Origin of the sequence: Arthrobacter sp. ISL-69 (genome assembly GCF_018613775.1) — a bacterium.
GTDB lineage: Bacteria > Actinomycetota > Actinomycetes > Actinomycetales > Micrococcaceae > Arthrobacter.
The window spans coordinates 31,453-47,191 of the sequence record NZ_JAGGPO010000009.1 but is presented as its reverse complement, the minus strand read 5'-3'; the positions used below and the strand labels follow the sequence as shown (position 1 = coordinate 47,191).

General features: G+C 64.5%; 16 protein-coding genes. 7 read left to right on the top strand and 9 right to left on the bottom strand.

What is annotated here, in order from left to right:
- Positions 1–4 precede the first annotated feature (4 nt).
- Positions 5–1,036: an aldo/keto reductase gene (locus J7I79_RS05180; RefSeq protein WP_214951083.1), complete on the top strand. Its 1,032-nt coding sequence runs from the start codon at positions 5–7 to the stop codon at positions 1,034–1,036.
- 125 nt (positions 1,037–1,161) lie between these two features.
- On the opposite strand, the gene J7I79_RS05175 is transcribed toward J7I79_RS05180, so the two are convergent.
- The 6 genes from J7I79_RS05175 to J7I79_RS05150 form a co-directional block, all read right to left on the bottom strand.
- Entirely contained in the window at positions 1,162–1,359 is a 198-nt protein-coding gene (locus tag J7I79_RS05175; RefSeq protein WP_214951081.1) for a hypothetical protein, read from the bottom strand.
- 14 nt (positions 1,360–1,373) lie between these two features.
- A complete protein-coding gene (locus J7I79_RS05170) occupies positions 1,374–1,583 on the bottom strand; it encodes a hypothetical protein (protein WP_214951080.1) in 210 nt (69 codons plus the stop codon).
- Between the two features lie 48 nt (positions 1,584–1,631).
- Complete coding sequence (gene mmsB, locus J7I79_RS05165; protein WP_214951078.1) at positions 1,632–2,945, bottom strand: multiple monosaccharide ABC transporter permease; 1,314 nt, start codon at positions 2,943–2,945, stop codon at positions 1,632–1,634.
- Between the two features lie 5 nt (positions 2,946–2,950).
- On the bottom strand, positions 2,951–4,480 hold the full coding sequence (gene mmsA, locus J7I79_RS05160) for a multiple monosaccharide ABC transporter ATP-binding protein (RefSeq protein ID WP_214951076.1): 1,530 nt from the start codon (positions 4,478–4,480) through the stop codon (positions 2,951–2,953).
- A 100-nt stretch (positions 4,481–4,580) separates the two neighbouring features.
- Entirely contained in the window at positions 4,581–5,705 is a 1,125-nt protein-coding gene (gene chvE, locus J7I79_RS05155; protein WP_311380520.1) for a multiple monosaccharide ABC transporter substrate-binding protein, read from the bottom strand.
- Positions 5,706–6,020: 315 nt separating this feature from the next.
- On the bottom strand, positions 6,021–7,127 hold the full coding sequence (locus tag J7I79_RS05150; RefSeq protein ID WP_251042410.1) for a DNA alkylation repair protein: 1,107 nt from the start codon (positions 7,125–7,127) through the stop codon (positions 6,021–6,023).
- Positions 7,128–7,281: 154 nt separating this feature from the next.
- On the opposite strand from J7I79_RS05150, the gene J7I79_RS05145 reads away from it, so the two are divergent.
- Positions 7,282–8,064, top strand: a complete 783-nt coding sequence (locus J7I79_RS05145; protein ID WP_214951072.1) for a phosphatase PAP2 family protein — start codon at positions 7,282–7,284, stop codon at positions 8,062–8,064.
- A 6-nt stretch (positions 8,065–8,070) separates the two neighbouring features.
- Positions 8,071–8,376, top strand: coding sequence for an MmcQ/YjbR family DNA-binding protein (locus tag J7I79_RS05140; RefSeq protein ID WP_214951070.1), 306 nt, complete (start codon positions 8,071–8,073; stop codon positions 8,374–8,376).
- Between the two features lie 25 nt (positions 8,377–8,401).
- Here the strand turns inward: J7I79_RS05140 and J7I79_RS05135 are convergent, their stop codons facing one another.
- The gene (locus tag J7I79_RS05135) at positions 8,402–8,698 is read right to left on the bottom strand and encodes a MerR family transcriptional regulator (RefSeq protein WP_214951068.1); all 297 of its coding nucleotides are present in this window, start codon (positions 8,696–8,698) and stop codon (positions 8,402–8,404) included.
- 166 nt (positions 8,699–8,864) lie between these two features.
- On the opposite strand from J7I79_RS05135, the gene J7I79_RS05130 reads away from it, so the two are divergent.
- Positions 8,865–10,364, top strand: a complete 1,500-nt coding sequence (locus J7I79_RS05130) for a glycoside hydrolase family 1 protein (protein ID WP_214951065.1) — start codon at positions 8,865–8,867, stop codon at positions 10,362–10,364.
- Positions 10,365–10,400: 36 nt separating this feature from the next.
- On the opposite strand, the gene J7I79_RS05125 is transcribed toward J7I79_RS05130, so the two are convergent.
- Together J7I79_RS05125 and J7I79_RS05120 are read right to left on the bottom strand one after the other, a co-directional pair.
- The gene (locus tag J7I79_RS05125) at positions 10,401–11,459 is read right to left on the bottom strand and encodes an App1 family protein (RefSeq protein ID WP_214951063.1); all 1,059 of its coding nucleotides are present in this window, start codon (positions 11,457–11,459) and stop codon (positions 10,401–10,403) included.
- Positions 11,460–11,613: 154 nt separating this feature from the next.
- Positions 11,614–12,345: a DUF72 domain-containing protein gene (locus J7I79_RS05120; RefSeq protein WP_214951061.1), complete on the bottom strand. Its 732-nt coding sequence runs from the start codon at positions 12,343–12,345 to the stop codon at positions 11,614–11,616.
- A gap of 47 nt (positions 12,346–12,392) precedes the next feature.
- Between J7I79_RS05120 and J7I79_RS05115 the strand changes: the two genes are divergently transcribed.
- The 3 genes from J7I79_RS05115 to J7I79_RS05105 all read left to right on the top strand — a co-directional run bounded on the left by J7I79_RS05115 (position 12,393) and on the right by J7I79_RS05105 (position 15,714).
- Entirely contained in the window at positions 12,393–14,186 is a 1,794-nt protein-coding gene (locus J7I79_RS05115; protein ID WP_214951059.1) for a glycoside hydrolase family 15 protein, read from the top strand.
- A gap of 113 nt (positions 14,187–14,299) precedes the next feature.
- A complete protein-coding gene (locus tag J7I79_RS05110; RefSeq protein WP_214951056.1) occupies positions 14,300–15,172 on the top strand; it encodes a fumarylacetoacetate hydrolase family protein in 873 nt (290 codons plus the stop codon).
- A gap of 230 nt (positions 15,173–15,402) precedes the next feature.
- Complete coding sequence (locus J7I79_RS05105) at positions 15,403–15,714, top strand: DUF1508 domain-containing protein (RefSeq protein ID WP_214951054.1); 312 nt, start codon at positions 15,403–15,405, stop codon at positions 15,712–15,714.
- The last annotated feature ends 25 nt before the right edge of the window (positions 15,715–15,739 follow it).

Sequence of the window (15,739 nt, the reverse complement as noted above, 5' to 3'; positions counted from 1 at the left end):
CACTATGGAATACCGCACACTAGGCAACAGCGGCGCCGTCGTTTCCAACTACGCGCTGGGCACCATGACATTCGGTGCTGAAGCCATCGAGGACACCTCGTTCGCCATCCTTGATGACTACTTTGCAGCCGGCGGCAACTTCATCGACACCGCGGACGTCTACAGCCAGGGGGTCTCGGAGCAGATCATCGGCCGCTGGCTGGCGGCCCGTCCCGACGTCCGGGACCGCGCTGTTGTGGCCACCAAGGGCCGCTTCCCCATGGGCAAGGCTCCAAACGATCTCGGAACCTCGCGCCGGCACCTGACGCGTGCCCTCGACGATTCGCTGCGGCGCCTCGGCGTCGAACAGATCGACCTGTACCAGATGCACGCGTGGGATCCCATCACGCCGCTGGAGGAGACGCTGCGCTTCCTGCACGACTCCGTCAGCAGCGGCAAGATTGCCTACTACGGCTTCTCCAACTTCCTGGGCTGGCAGCTGACCAAGGCGGTGCACCTCGCCAGGGCCAACGGCTGGAGCGCACCGGTCACCCTGCAGCCGCAATACAGCCTTCTGGTCCGCGAAATTGAATCGGAGATTGTTCCCGCTACCCTCGACGCCGGCATCGGCCTGCTGCCGTGGTCGCCCCTTGGCGGCGGCTGGCTCTCCGGCAAGTACAAGCGTGACGAGGCGCCGGCCGGTGCCACCAGGCTCGGCGAGAATCCGAAACGCGGCATGGAAGCCTGGCAGGCCCGAAATGACAATCCGCGGACCTGGGAGGTTATCGGAACCGTGGAGAAGATCGCGGCGGACCACGGCGTGAGTGCCTCGCAGGTTGCGCTGGCCTGGCTGGCGGACCGCCCGGCGGTGACGTCCGTGATCCTCGGGGCCCGCACCACGGAGCAGTTGGCGGACAACCTTGCCGCGGCGGACCTGCGGCTGTCGGAGGACGAAACCCGGCGCCTGACCGAGGTAAGCCAGCCGCAGCTGGGCGTGTACCCGTACGGTCCGATGGCACAGGAGCAGCGCACCCGGAAGATCGAGGGCGGCCGCTAAGCAGCCCCGGAAGCAACAGCTAGCCAGGGCCTAAAAACGGCGAAAGGAGGGCCGACGGCGGCAGTCACCTGCCGTCGTCGACCCTCCTTTTCTTGTTCCGTTTCTTGTTCGGCGCTGTGTATTGGTCAGCGGAGCGGACGGACCTCATAGCCGTCACTCTTGGTGATCAGCTGGCGTCCGTGGTTGCCGTTGAACTTCAGCCACATGACGGACGAGTCCGTGGTGGCGTCTTCCACTTCGCCGGTGCGGACAACCCGGCCCTCGCGCCGCAGCTCCACCCAGCTGCCGATGAGCTGCTGCCAGTTCTCGGTTGCGTCGGGCATGGGGCTGGCCGCCTCTAGCGAATCAGTTCGCGGGTCATCCCGAACGGAACCTGGTCGGACAGGGCCGCGGTGTAGTGCCCGGGACCGTTCCGCGTGATGAGGATGCCGTGGCTCCCGGTGAGCATGGCCACCTCGCGGAGGTCGCGGACGGCGTCCTCGAGGCGTTCGTCCAGCAGGTGCCGGCTGGTCACTTCGATGTTGATCGGTGCAATAAGGGTGGACATTGGGCTTTCCTGTTCTGGCTGCGTCGGGGTTCCGGGGGTGGGACTGGCTCAGGGGTTGCGGACAGTGCTTGCCTGCTGGGTGCCGGCGGGCACGGCCACCGGGCGGTCCTGGGCCGGTTCCTTGGATTCTGTACCGGCCGGCGGTTTGGTCTTCAGCTTGAACCGCTTTCCGATGGCGGATCCGCCTCCGCTGCTGCGGTTCTTGTTGAAGATGTCGAAGCCGACGGCAAGGAGGAGCACGAGGCCCTTGATGAGCTGCTGGTAGTCGGTGCCAAGGCCGAGGATCGACATGCCGTTGTTGAGCACGCCCATGATCAGGCCGCCCACCATGGCTCCGGCCACGGTGCCGATGCCGCCCTGTACTGCAGCGCCGCCGATGAAGGCAGCAGCGATGGAGTCCAGCTCGAAGCCCGTGCCGCCGGCCGGCTGGGCGGAGTTCAGGCGTGCCGTGAACACGAGGCCTGCCAGCGCGGCCAGGACACCCATGTTCACGAACAGCCGGAACGTCACTGCTTTGGTCTTGATGCCTGAAAGTTCGGCGGCGTGGAGGTTGCCGCCGATCGCGTAGGTGTGGCGGCCGAAGATGCTGTTGTTCATCAGTGCCGAGTAGACGATGACCAGGACAGCCAGCACGATCAGCACGATGGGCGTTCCCCGGTAGCTGGCGAGCAGGAAGGTGATGGTGAGCATCAGGAATGCGATGAATCCGGTCTTGATGGCGAACCACGCCATGGGTTCGTTTTCGAGGTTGAACTTGCGGCGGACGCGGCGTTCCTTGATGGCCTGGAAGAGGATGGCCGCCGTGCCTCCGACGCCCAGGATGACGGTCAGCCATTCCAGGACCGAGGTGCCGCCGGAGATATCGGGGAGGAAGCCGCCGCCGAGGGCTCGCAGTTCGGCAGGGAACGGGGTGATCTGCTGGTTCTTGAGCGTGATCAGGGTCAGTCCGCGGAAAATGAGCATACCGGCGAGGGTCACGATGAACGCTGGGATGCCTACGTAGGCGATCCAGTAGCCCTGCCAGGCACCCACGAGTGCACCGACCAGCAGGCATGCCGGGATGGCAATCCACCACGCCCAGCCCCAGTGGACGATCATCACACCCGATACGGCGCCGATGAAACCGGCGATGGACCCCACGGAGAGGTCGATGTGGCCGGCAATGATGACCATGACCATGCCGATGGCCAGGATCAGGATGTAGCTGTTCTGGACCACCAGGTTGGTGACATTTTGCGGTTGCAGCAGGATGCCGTCGGTCAGGACCTGGAAGAGCAGGACGATCAGGATCAGGGCGACGAAGATGCCAACCTGGCGGAGGCGGCTTGTGAGGAAGCCAAGGGATTCTCGTAGGGCGGACATGTTCGCTATTCCTTCTCTTGGGTCATGAAGTGCATGAGGGATTCCTGGGTGGCCTCGGCGATGGGGACCTCGCCGGTGACGTGGCCTGCTGACAGGGTGTAGATCCTGTCGCAGATGCCCAGGAGCTCCGGAAGTTCGGAGGAGATCACGATCACGGCCTTTCCCTCGGCTGCGAGTTCGGCGATGATCGTGTAGATCTCGAACTTCGCCCCGACATCGATGCCGCGGGTGGGTTCATCGAGGATCAGCACGTCGGGGTCTGAGTACATCCATTTGCTCAGCACGACTTTTTGCTGGTTGCCGCCGGAGAGCTTTCCCGTGATGGCTGCCACGGAGGGCGCCTTGATGTTCATGCTCTTCCGGTAGCGGTTGGCTACGGTGGTTTCTTCGTTCTTGTCCACCCAGCCGCGCTTGGAGAGCTTGTGCAGGGCTGCCATCGAGATGTTGCGCTTGATGTCTTCGATCAGGTTCAGGCCGTAGTGCTTGCGGTCCTCGGTGGCATACGCGAGCCCGTGCCGGATGGCATCGGAGACGGTGGCGGTGTTGATTTCCTTGCCGTACTTGTACACCTTGCCGGAAACGGCGCGTCCGTAGGTCCGGCCGAAGACGCTCATGGCCAGTTCGGTCCGGCCGGCGCCCATGAGTCCGGCGAGCCCAACGACTTCACCCTTTCGCACGTTCAGGCTGGCGTTGTGGACCACCGTGCGGCTGTGATCCTGGGGATGCTGCACGGTCCAGTCTTCGATCCTGAGGACTTCCTCGCCAATGCTGGGCGTCCGGTCCGGATACAGGCTTTCCAGGTCGCGGCCCACCATGCCGCGGATAATGCGTTCCTGGGTGATCTGTCCCTGGTCAAGCCGCAGGGTCTCAATCGATTTTCCGTCGCGGATGATGGTCACGGCATCGGCGACCTTCCGGATTTCATTGAGCTTGTGGCTAATGATGATGCTGGTGACGCCTTGGCCCTTCAAATGCAGGATGAGGTCCAGCAGGTGGTCGGAGTCCTCGTCGTTGAGCGCCGCAGTCGGCTCATCCAGAATGAGCAGCTTCACTTCCTTCGACAGCGCCTTGGCGATTTCGACCAGCTGCTGCTTGCCGACGCTGATGTGCTGGATGGGGGTCACGGGGTTTTCGCTCAGCCCGACGCGCGCGAGCAGTTTGGCGGCTTCCAGGTTCGTCCTGCGCCAGTCCACCCAGCCGTTTTTGGCCAGCTCGTTGCCGAGGTAGATGTTTTCGGCAATGGAAAGGTAGGGGCTCAGCGCCAGTTCCTGGTGGATGATCACGATGCCGCGCTTTTCGCTGTCGCTGATGGTGGAAAAGTCACACGGTTCGTTCTCGAAGAGAATGTCGCCCTCGAAGGTGTTGTGCGCATACACACCGGAGAGGACTTTCATGAGGGTGGATTTTCCTGCGCCGTTTTCACCGCAGATGGCATGCACCTCGCCGCGGTTCACGTCCAGGGTGACGTCCTGGAGGGCTTTCACCCCGGGAAAGGTTTTGGTGATTCCCCGCATTTGAAGAATAGGTACGTTCATGGTGATATCCCGATGACTTGTCAGAGCCGGACTCCAGCGGATGCAGAGTCCCCGGTTGGGGTGCGGCCGGGACCCGGCCCGGCCGCACCCGGTACGGTGGCTACTTGATGTCTGCCTCCGTGTAGTAGCCGGAATCAACCAGCTCCGGCTTGTAGTTGTCCTTGGTGATAATGACGGACTGGAGCAGGAAGGCCGGGACCACCTTGACCTTGTTGTTGTAGGTCTTGGTGTCGTTGGTCTCGGGCTGCTGGCCCTTCAGGACGGCGTCAACCATTTTCACTGCCTGCTCACCGAGCTTGCGGGTGTCCTTGAAGATGGTGGAGTACTGCTCGCCGGCGATGATGGACTTGACCGAGCCCTTCTCTGCGTCCTGGCCGGTCACGATCGGAAGGTTGCCCTTGGCGTAGCCGCCGGTGCTGGTCAGTGCGGAGATGATGCCGATGGACAGGCCGTCATAGGGAGAGAGGACGCCGTCAAGCTTGGTACCGGAGCTGTAGGCCGCGGTCAGGATATCCTCCATGCGCTTCTGGGCAACGGGAGCCTGCCAGCGCAGGATGGCTGCCTGCTCGAACTTGGTCTGGCCGCTGGGGACCTTGAGGGTTCCGGCATCCAGGAACGGCTTGAGCGTGTCCATGGCGCCGGTCCAGAAGAAGTTGGCGTTGTTGTCATCCGGGCTGCCGGCGAAGAGCTCCACATTGAACGGGCCCTTGCCTTCCACCTTCTTGCCGCTGGCGTCAAGAAGACCCAGACCGGTGAGCAGAGACGTGGCCTGCTGGACGCCCACGGTGTAGTTGTCGAACGTGGTGTAGTAGTCCACGTTCGGCGTGCCGTTGATCAGGCGGTCGTAAGCGATCACCTTCACGTTCTGTTCCTTCGCCTTGGCCAGGACGTCGGTCAGCGTGGTGCCGTCAATGGCCGCAATGATCAGTGCCTTGGCGCCCTTGGTCAGCATGTTCTCGATCTGCGAGACCTGCGTGGGGATGTCGTCATTGGCGAACTGCAGGTCTGTCTTGTAGCCCAGCTTCGTGACCGAATCGGAGACGTTCTTGCCGTCCGCGATCCAGCGTTCGGAGGTCTGGGTGGGCATTGAAATGCCCACGAGTGAGCCCGCTGTGTCGGCGCTGCCCGAAGGAGTGGCCGCTCCGCCCCGGCTGCCGCACCCCGTGGCCCCCACTGTGACTGCGAGGACGACGGCGAGTGCGCCCAGGAGTTTCTTGATTCTCACGTTTATCTCCTTCCGCGGACAACTCAGTCCGCGAATTTGTACTGAGCCGGGAGGCATCTGCGCTTCCCGGCCGGGGGCCGGCCGGTGGGATCCGGTCGATTGGTGCAGATCCGGAGATCCGTCACCACAAGTACTATGTGCCAGATCCGGCCGCATGGGCAGGTTTCCGGCGGTTTGATTTCACAAGATGATGATATGTTAGCGCTAACAATGAATTGAGCATAACGGGCGTTATCCTGTGAGTCAAATCACATTTATGTCACCGGTCGTTGATCCGGCCGGCTCCCGCCGACCGGGCGTCCCGGGGCTGTAGGGTCAGATTTCAACGAAAAACCCCGTATGCGCGTAGCGGATACCGTTGATCTGAAGTTCCAGGCCGTGACTGCCGGCATGGTGCACGCGTGTGGTCATCTGCCGGAAGGCATGGCGCTTGGACACCGTTCTGGTTTCGCCGGGATGCAGGGTCAGGGCCGTTAATTTAAGGACCTTTGCCGACTGCGAGCCGTTCGCCTTCATGTAGTGCACGATGTAGTCCACTGCGAGCCTGGCCGGATCGGAACCCGTGTTTGAGATCTCGAATTCGAAGGCGAGGTCCGCCGGCAGCGCCACCACGCTCCGGTCCAGCCTCGGCGGGGTTACCGTGAGCGACGCCGGTCCGAACCCCTGCAGGGCCAGGGCGCCGGGGTGGGCCTTCTTGACCAAGGTGCGCAGTCCGTGCCGGATCACCCAGGGCGTGTTGGCGTCCGGTTCCGCGGCCCAGGCCGCAGCCGCGGCCAGCACCGCTTCGGGGGAGTGGCGTGCCAGGTCGTTGAGGTGGTTTGCCACCGAACGCCGGACATACTCGTGCGGGTCCCGGCAGAGGGCGTCAAGGATGGGAATCGTGGCCTCAGGCCGCTCCACCAGGCCGGGAATCCGGACAGCCCAGGGAAGGTAAGGCCGGGTGCCCTCGCTGGCGAGGCGGCGGACGTGCTCATCGGGGTGGTCCGTCCAGGTCAGCACGACGGCGAGTGCGCGGTCCAGGTCGGCGGCAAGCAGCCGCCGGATGGCGAACTCACCGGTCAGCCGCGGAGTCAGTTCGGCGAGAAGGTGCAGGCAGTCTTCAAAATCGGCGGACTCCTTTGAGTGAAGGGCGAGCGTCACGGCCGTTTCCGTGACGGGCCAGAGGGTCCAGCCCGTGAAGTCGGCGTCCTGGAGGGCGCGGCGGAAGACGCGCGCCGCCGTCGTATATTCCCCCTGGGGACCAGCCGTCTCGGCGATGTCCGCCAGGAGTCCCCGGCTCACATGGTCCGTGCGTCCGCGGAGGCTGAGGTGGTCCAGTGCGCCGCCGGCAGCCGTCACATTCGTCCAGGACGCGCCGGGTGACGCGTCCGCCAGCACCCGGACCAGCGAGCCGACGGCGGCCCGGTCAATCAGTTCGTTCATGGCACCCATCCAGTCAGGCTACCGCTGCAGCCACACGGACCGGATCCCAGGCAGTCAGGGCCCGGCCTGTTGGCAGCCCACCGCGAGCCAAAACGGCGGAACCGGGATAATCTCAGCGGAGAACATCGTTAGGAAATGCTGAGGCGGACGTCAAATGGCTGAAGATCGATCGCGGAAATCGCCGCACTGGTGGCGGATCTTCGACGACAAATTCGTTGTCGAAGAGCGGTTCATGAACGCGGGGTCCCGGAAGAACCTATACCTCATTGCCGTCATTCTGATGGTTCTGGGCGCCGGACTGTTCCTGCTGACCTTGACGGACGTGCTCGGAAGGGACGGCCTGATCGGATTGGATGAGCCCGCAAGGTCCTGGCTGGTCGGTCAACGGACCGAGTCGATGACCGGCGTCATGATCTTCCTCGCGATCGTGTTCGGACCCGTGGCGCTGCCGATCATCATCCTGGTGGTCACGGTGGTCTGGGGTATCGCGGCAAAGCACGCCTGGCGCCCGCTGCTGCTTGCAGGGGCCATGCTCACAGGGGTAGCCCTGGCCCAGATTATCGGGCGTTCGGTGGGCCGACAGCGGCCGCCCCTGGACCTCATGCTGTTCGGGCCGGACGTTACCTTTTCCTTCCCTTCCGGGCACGTGCTCGGCGCCTGCGATTTCCTGCTGGTCACCACATTCCTCATTTTCTCGCGACGCGAAAGCTCGTGGCCGGCAGTGGCAGGCTTCGCCGCTGCCGCCTTCGGCATTTTCCTGGCCTCCATCAGCCGGCTCTACCTTGGCTACCACTGGGTCAGCGACGCCCTGGCCTCGCTGTTCATTTCCTTCGTTGTCCTGGGGGCGGTCATCGCCGTGGACACCTGGCGCACTGCCCGCGTCCCGGGAGAACAGATCACCGGTGAACTGTCCAAGGCCGATACGGTGGAAAGCTAGCGGAAAATGGCCGGCGAACAGGACGTCCGGCGCGTCTGCCTGGCGCTGCCTGGCGTCACCGAACGGCCCAGCTGGAACCGGCCCGCGTGGTTTGCCCGGACGCTCATGGCCAGGATCTGGGAGGACGGCGTCCTTACCGTCAAGACCGGGGAGCGGGAGGCGCTCGCCGGGACGGACCCCGCCACGTACTTCTGGACCCCTCACCACGAGCGTTCACCGCAGCTTGTCCTGGTCCGGCTTGACCGGATCGATGTGCAGGAACTGGGGGAACTTCTCGAGGAGTCCTACCTGCTTGCCGGCGGCCGGAAGTAACCCCGGCTCGGTCCACTGCTTCCCCTCAGCCACGCGGGCGTGCGCGGGCCGTTTTTAACTCGGTCCGGAGCCTGGCGACGTCAGCCTCAAGTCCCAGCACTTTCGCCACGCCGGCAAGGTTGAGCCCTTCGTCCAGCAGTTCGCCGATGCGTTTCAGTACCGCGAGGTCCGAGTCGCTGTATTGGCGGGTCCCGCCGGAGGTGCGGTCGGGCGTCAGGAGGCCCTTCCGTTCGTAGAGCCTGATGTTCTGTTGGCCTGTGCCCACTAGGTGGGCCACCACCGAAATGGCATACACGCCTGTCTCCGCACCACGCGCTGTCATGGTCCTCCCAGGATTCCCGTTTTTTGCTCTTGCCACAGTTTCTCACTGGTGCTATAAAAAATCTATTCCCGCCACCATAGATAAGGACGGGCCAGCAGAGAGACGGCGGCCACAATGCCTGCCGTGCACTAAGATCAGTACACTTACTACTTCAGGGGTCGAGCACATGAGTTTCCACGCCAAAGACCTGGCTGCCAAGATCCCGCCGACCTTCACGTTGGGGATTGCGACGGCGGCCTTCCAGATCGAGGGTGCCCTTGACGAGGACGGGCGGGGACCGTCCGGCTGGGATGTGTTTGCGAAGAAGCCCGGCGCGATTGTCGACGGCCACAGCCCAGTCGTTGCCTGCGACCACTACCACCGCATGCCCGAAGACGTTGCGCTGATGAAGGAACTGGGGATCGATTCCTACCGGTTCTCACTGTCCTGGTCACGGATCCAGCCGGGCGGCAGCGGCCCGGTCAACAGGCCGGGGCTCGATTTCTACGACAGGCTGCTGGACCTGTTGCTCGAGAGCGGTATTTCGCCGATGGTGACCCTCTACCACTGGGACACGCCGCTTCCCTTGGACGAGGCCGGCGGCTGGATGAACCGGGACACGGCCTACCGGCTGGGTGAGTTTGCCGCGATTGCGGCCGCGGCCTATGGAGACAGGGTGGCCCGCTGGGTGACCGTTAACGAACCGGCCACCGTGACCACTAACGGCTACGCGCTGGGCCTTCATGCGCCGGGCGAATCGCAGCTCCTGCAGGCCCTCCCCACCGTCCATCACCAACTGCTTGCCCACGGCCTGGCCATGCAGGCGCTGCGGGCAGCGAAAGTCCCGGGCGAAATCGGCATGACTAATGTGTACTCGCCCATGGTTCCCGCCTCGAGCAATCCATTGGACAAGCTGAGCTCGGGGCTCATGGACGTCTTCCAGAACAGGCTGTTCGCGGACCCCGTCCTGCTCGGCAAGTACCCGGACGTCATCCGGGCCGCCACGTTCTTTACCCCGTTCAGCCCCTCCGGCGAAGACATGCAGCTTATCTCCCAGCCCATGGATTTCTATGGTCTGAACTACTACATGCCCACGAGTGTTGCCGGCGGGCCCGGCGAGGGTGCAGTTCCGCCAGGGATGGCGGAGGCCATGGGGGATGACCTCAGCGGAAGCGCACCTGGAGCCCCGTTCCACATCACCGCCTTCCCGGACGCCGAAACGACCGCATACGGTTGGCCCATCAAGCCCGAATACATGGCGGTGGCACTCAGCGAAATGGCCGAACGCTACCCCGATCTGCCACCGGTCTTCATTACCGAAGGCGGGGCAAGCTTTGAGGACGTTGTGATCCGGGACAAGGCCGCAGACCGGATGATCATTCCCGATGAGCGGCGGCTGCGCTACCTTGCCCAGCACATCGCCACAGCGCTCGAGGCCACGGCACCCGGAGGCGCGGCGGAGTCGATTGACCTGCGTGGCTATTACGTGTGGTCGCTGCTGGATAACTTTGAATGGTCAGCCGGCTACAAGCAGCCGTTCGGCCTCCTGCACGTTGACTTCGACACGCTGGCAAGGACGCCCAAGGCGTCCTACTACTGGCTCCAGGAAGTGCTTGCCGCGCGCAAGGACGCGGCTGCCGCTGCGGTAGACGCCCGTGCTGCGGGAGAGCCGGATCCAGTGGCCTGACGCGGTATCGGCGCCGTTGGGCGGCCAGCCGGTAGTTCAGACCAGTTTCAGGTCAGCTAGGCCCTTGGTGATCCCAGCGCCGTCGGGGGAGTAGATCCATGGGACGGAAGAGGCGCTGTGGTCCCCGTCTTCAGAGTGGCCGCCGGCCAGTACTGATTCGCCAACGGATAGCTGGCGGATGGCAATGGCGGCAACGCGGTCGCCGTTATCCCTGGCAAACCTTGAGTAGATCTGTTCGTCGTGCTGGCCGTTGTCACCGATCAGCAGCCACCGCACGTCCGGGAATTCCCGGGCGAGCCGGTCCAGGTTTCCGTTCTTGTGCTCCTGGCCGCTGCGGAACCAGCGGTCCTGGGTCAGTCCCCAGTCCGTCAGCAGCAGAGGGCCGGAAGGGTACATGTTGCGGCTGAGGAACCGCGCCAGCGTTGGTGCGGCATTCCACGGTCCGGTGGAAAGGTAGATCACCGGGGCGTCGGGGTGTTCAACCACCAGCCTGTCCATCAGCACCGGCATGCCGGGGGTGGCCATCCGCGCCCGCTCGCTCAGCACAAAGGTGTTCCAGAGGGCCAGGAAGGGCCGGGGGAGCGCCGTGACCATCACGGTGTCGTCGATGTCGGACACGATCCCGAATTTGGTGCCCGGGCCAATGACCAGGATGCTGGCCTTCACAGCCTCGGTTCCTTCGGCGCGCAGTGTTGCCGTGTGCCAGCCCGGCGAGAGTTCAACGTTCACCACCGTGTCCACCAGCCCGCCGCGGTCCGCCTTGACGCGGGTGGTCACGCCCTCGATTTCGATGTCCACATCCGTGAACTGCAGGGGCACGCTGGTGAACGCCCGCCAGCCGCGGACGTTTTGGTTGCCGTTCTTCGCGGCGTGCTCGGCGCGGCTGCCCGGTTTCACCTTGCTGGTCAGCACTACCCGGCCAAGGACCCGCACCCAGGACGTTGAGCCGTACCCCTGGTAGGCAACGGTCTGCGGAACAAAATTCCAGCGTCGGGCCAGTTGGATGCGGACGCCGTTGACCGAATCCGAGACCTTATGTGCCGCCCGGAGCGCGTGGCTTCCGGACAACGATGATTCCTGCGACGCCAATTCCATGCCTCCACTCTGCCACAAAGGGGGCCTCCGGCAACCGCCGTCGGCGACAAAGGCGCTTCACCGTAACAACCGCCGTCGGCGACAAAGGCGCTTCACCGTAACAACCCGCCGCGGTGCCGCGGGAGCTCTCCATCAAGGGGCCGGTACAGGTGAGTCAGCCCTCTCCGAGCAGCCACCGCAACGTGTCGGCGTTCCGCACGGCGTTGCCGCCGCCGTCGTTGTTGAAATAGACGAACACGTCCTTGCCCGCGCCCTGCCACTCCCTGACGCGGTCCGCCCACCACCGAAGGTCGTCATCCGAATACGAGCCCCCGTACAGGTGCTGGTGGTCCGGGCCGTGCAGGCGGACGTACACGAACGGCGCCGTAGCCCGCAGGATGCAGGGGAGGTTTGCGCCGCTCATGATGCAGTAGGCAGCCTCGTGGCGCTCCAGCAGGGCGTACACGTCAGGATGGTCCCAGCTGGGGTGCCGGAACTCCACTGCAACGCGGACCCACCACGGCAATGCCGCCAGGAAATAGCCAAGGCGGGCATCGTCCCGGCCAAAACCAGGCGGGAGCTGGACCAGCAGCACTGCGCGTTTGTCGCCCAGTTCATGCCAGCACCTGATGATCCGCTCCACCCAAACCTCGGGGCTGTACAGCTTCTTGCCATGAGTCAGGCCGCGCGGGGCCTTGACCGACATGGCAAACCCTTCGGGGAGGCGGCGGCGCCAGCTCGCGAACGAGGACTCCCGGGGCCAGCGGTAGAAACTCGCGTTGAGCTCCACGGTACTGAAGCGCGCCACATAGTGGGCCAGCCGGTCCCGTGCTGGTAACCCCGGCGGGTAGAGCACGTTCTCCCAGTGGTCATAGCTCCAGCCGGACGTGCCGATGTGGATCCCCATGCCATGGATAGTAGTCGGCCGGGGCGGCGTGTGGCACTGTAAGTCCCATGGCACGCATAGAGGACTACGCGGTGGTGGGCGACCTGCACACGGCGGCACTCATCAGCACTGAGGGTTCCATTGACTGGCTGTGCCTCCCGCGGTTCGATTCGCCGGCCTGCTTCAACGCGCTGCTGGACACACCGAAGTCGGGGCGGTGGCTGCTGGCACCTGCCGGCGGCGGAGACTGCACCCGGCGCCATTACCGCAAGGGGACGCTCATTCTGGAGACCGAATGGGAAACCGAAAGCGGAACGGTTAAGGTCATCGACTTCATGCCGCCCCGTGACGCCGTGGCGGACATTGTGCGGATCGTGGTTGGCGTCCGCGGAAGCGTCAGGATGCGCGGCGAACTGTCACTGAGGTTCGACTACGGCCACATCGTCCCCTGGGTCCGGCACGACGAGTACGGAATCCACGCCGTCGCCGGCCCCGATGCGGCCTACCTGGTCAGTGACGCACCTCTGCGCGGCGAGCGCCTGAAGACCGTCAGCGACTTCACCGTCGAGGCGGGGGAGAGAGTGCCCTTCGTGCTCACCTGGACGCCCAGCCACCTTTACCGCCCGCGGTCCATCGATCCGGAGGCCGTCCTGGCGTCCACGGAGGCTTTCTGGCTGGATTGGTCCGCGAAATGCACCATCACCGGTCCCTACCGTGAGGCCATCCAGCGCTCGCTGATCACGCTCAAGGCACTGACCTACGATCCAACGGGCGGCATCGTGGCTGCTGTGACCACGTCCCTGCCGGAGCAGCTGGGTGGTTCCCGCAACTGGGACTACCGCTATTGCTGGCTCCGGGACGCCACGCTCACGCTGCAGGCACTGCTTGCCGCCGGCTATACCGAAGAGGCAGCCTCCTGGCGCGACTGGCTACTGCGGGCAGTGGCCGGCGACCCGGCGGACCTGCAGATCATGTACGGCATCCACGGCGAGCGCAGGCTGCCGGAAATGGAGCTCCCGTGGCTGCAGGGCTACGAAAAGTCCGCTCCGGTGCGGATCGGCAACGGTGCCGCCGGCCAGCTCCAGCTGGACGTGTGGGGCGAGGTCCTGGACTGCCTGTCCCTGACCAGGCACTCCCTGCTGAAGCACAGCGACGAGGCCTGGGACGTCCAGGTTGCCCTTATGGAACACCTTGAGGGTGCCTGGCGGCGGCCCGACAACGGCCTGTGGGAGATGCGCGGCCCCCGCCGCCACTTCACCCACTCAAAGGTGATGGCATGGGTTGCGGCCGACCGGATGGTCAAAGGCGTACGGGATTTCGGTCTGGTGGGCCCGGCTGACCGCTGGGAGGAGCTCCGGGACACCATCCACGCAGATGTCATGGCCAACGGCTTCGACGCGGAGCGGAACACCTTTGTGCAGTCCTATGGGCGGCCGGAGCTGGACGCCAGCCTCCTGCTCCTGCCCCGCGTCGGCTTTCTCCCGCCGGACGACCCCAGGGTGGTGGGCACCATCGAAGCCGTGCAGCGCGAACTCACGCACGACGGTTTCCTGTTGCGCTACCGGACGGAGGAAGTCGACGACGGGCTTACCGGGGACGAAGGTGTCTTCCTCGCCTGCTCCTTCTGGTTGGTGGAAGCGCTCATTGGGGTGGGGCGGCGCCGCGAAGCCAAGGACCTGTTCGAACGGCTCCTGGCGTTGCGCAACGACGTGGGTCTCCTGAGCGAGGAATGGGGAGTCGAAAGCGGCCGCCAGCTGGGGAACACCCCGCAGGCCTTCAGCCACTTCGCGTTGATCATGAGTGCGCTGGAACTGCACGAGGACAGCGTGCACCGCAGCGACACGCCGGTACACGGGAGCTGACGGTGGAGCCGGCGGCCCGGCGGTCACATTTCGTTCAGCTGGGGGCCAGGGGCAGCTGCGTGGTTCCATAGTCACGGAACCTATTCGGAGCAGGCACGAAGGAGTGTTGACCGGTGAAATTTGCGCGTCTCGGAGATCCAGGCAGGGAGCAGCCGGCCGTTCAACCCGGCGGGCCGGGCTCGAACGGGAAATGGTATTCCCTCGCTGGCCTCACAGCGGACATCGACGGAACGTTCCTGGAAGGCGGTGGCGTTGACCGGGTCCGGGACGCGCTCGCTGCCGGGAACCTGCCCGAGATCACCGAGGCAGGCGCGCTTCGCACGGGTGCCCCGCTGGCCCGGCCCGGCGCGCTGGTGGGCATCGGCCTGAACTACGCCGGCCATGCGGCCGAGTCAGGAGCCGCCGTGCCGGAAGTGCCGGTGGTGTTCCTCAAGCCAACCAACACCGTGGCAGGCCCGTTCGACGACGCCCCCATCCCGCCGCTGTCCCACAAGTATGACTGGGAAGTCGAGCTGGCCGTCGTGATCGGGCGGCGCACCTCGTACCTGACGTCGGCGGACGAGGCCGCGGACTGCATCGCCGGTTACCTGCTGGCCAACGACCTTTCGGAGCGGGACTACCAGCTGCCCGGTGCGGCCGGCCAGTGGGTCAAGGGAAAGTCGCTCCCGGCGTCCACACCCCTTGGCCCGTGGTTCGTTCCGGCCGCCGACCTGGACGCTTCAGATCTTCGTCTGCGTACCTGGGTAAATGACGAGCTGCGCCAGGACTCGTCCACGGCGGACCTCATCTTCGACGTTCCCGCCATCGTGCACCACCTGAGCCAGTTCATGGTCCTGGAAGCCGGTGACGTCATCCTGACCGGTACGCCGGAGGGTGTGGCCCTCTCCGGGCGCTTTCCCTACCTCCAAGACGGCGATGTGCTGGAGCTGGAAGTCGAAGGACTGGGCCGTCAGCGCCAGGTTCTTCGGCAAACCGCCGCACTCTAGCCCGGAATCTGCGTCCCCTCGCCAAGGGTCCCGGCTTATGGCAGTCTGGGCCGTATCTGCAAGATTCCCAGGTGCAAGGAGCGTTCTGGAAGTCTCCGACGGCGGGATGGGAGCCCTTCAGGTTCAGCTTCCTTCCGGTTCGCGGGTGATGATCTCGGGACTTCCGTAATTCGGATAGGTAAGTATACTTACTAATACCTCATCTCGAGGTGACGAACGGAGGAGTTGCAATGGCTGGATATTTCGAGCTGGTTGATGCCCCCGATGGCGGTTACCGCGTCAGGCTAATCGACGGAAGCGGAAACCTCATGGCCATCTCAGTCACCTTTCCGACCAAGCGGGCAGCCGCCGCCGGCGTGACCAGGGCAAGGGAGATCGCGGGTACCGGATTGATCCGGGACATAAGTGCAAGCCAGGATTCTGCCCCCCTCAAGCAGCCGCCCGTGCGGCAGCACGCCACGTCGCCGAAGAACATCGGCGTTCTCGGGTCCGGCCGGCCGGCTGGGGTCATTGGGCATAAGCGGGCCCGCACTCATCTCTGATACCGAAGGCCCTGAGACCGAAGGC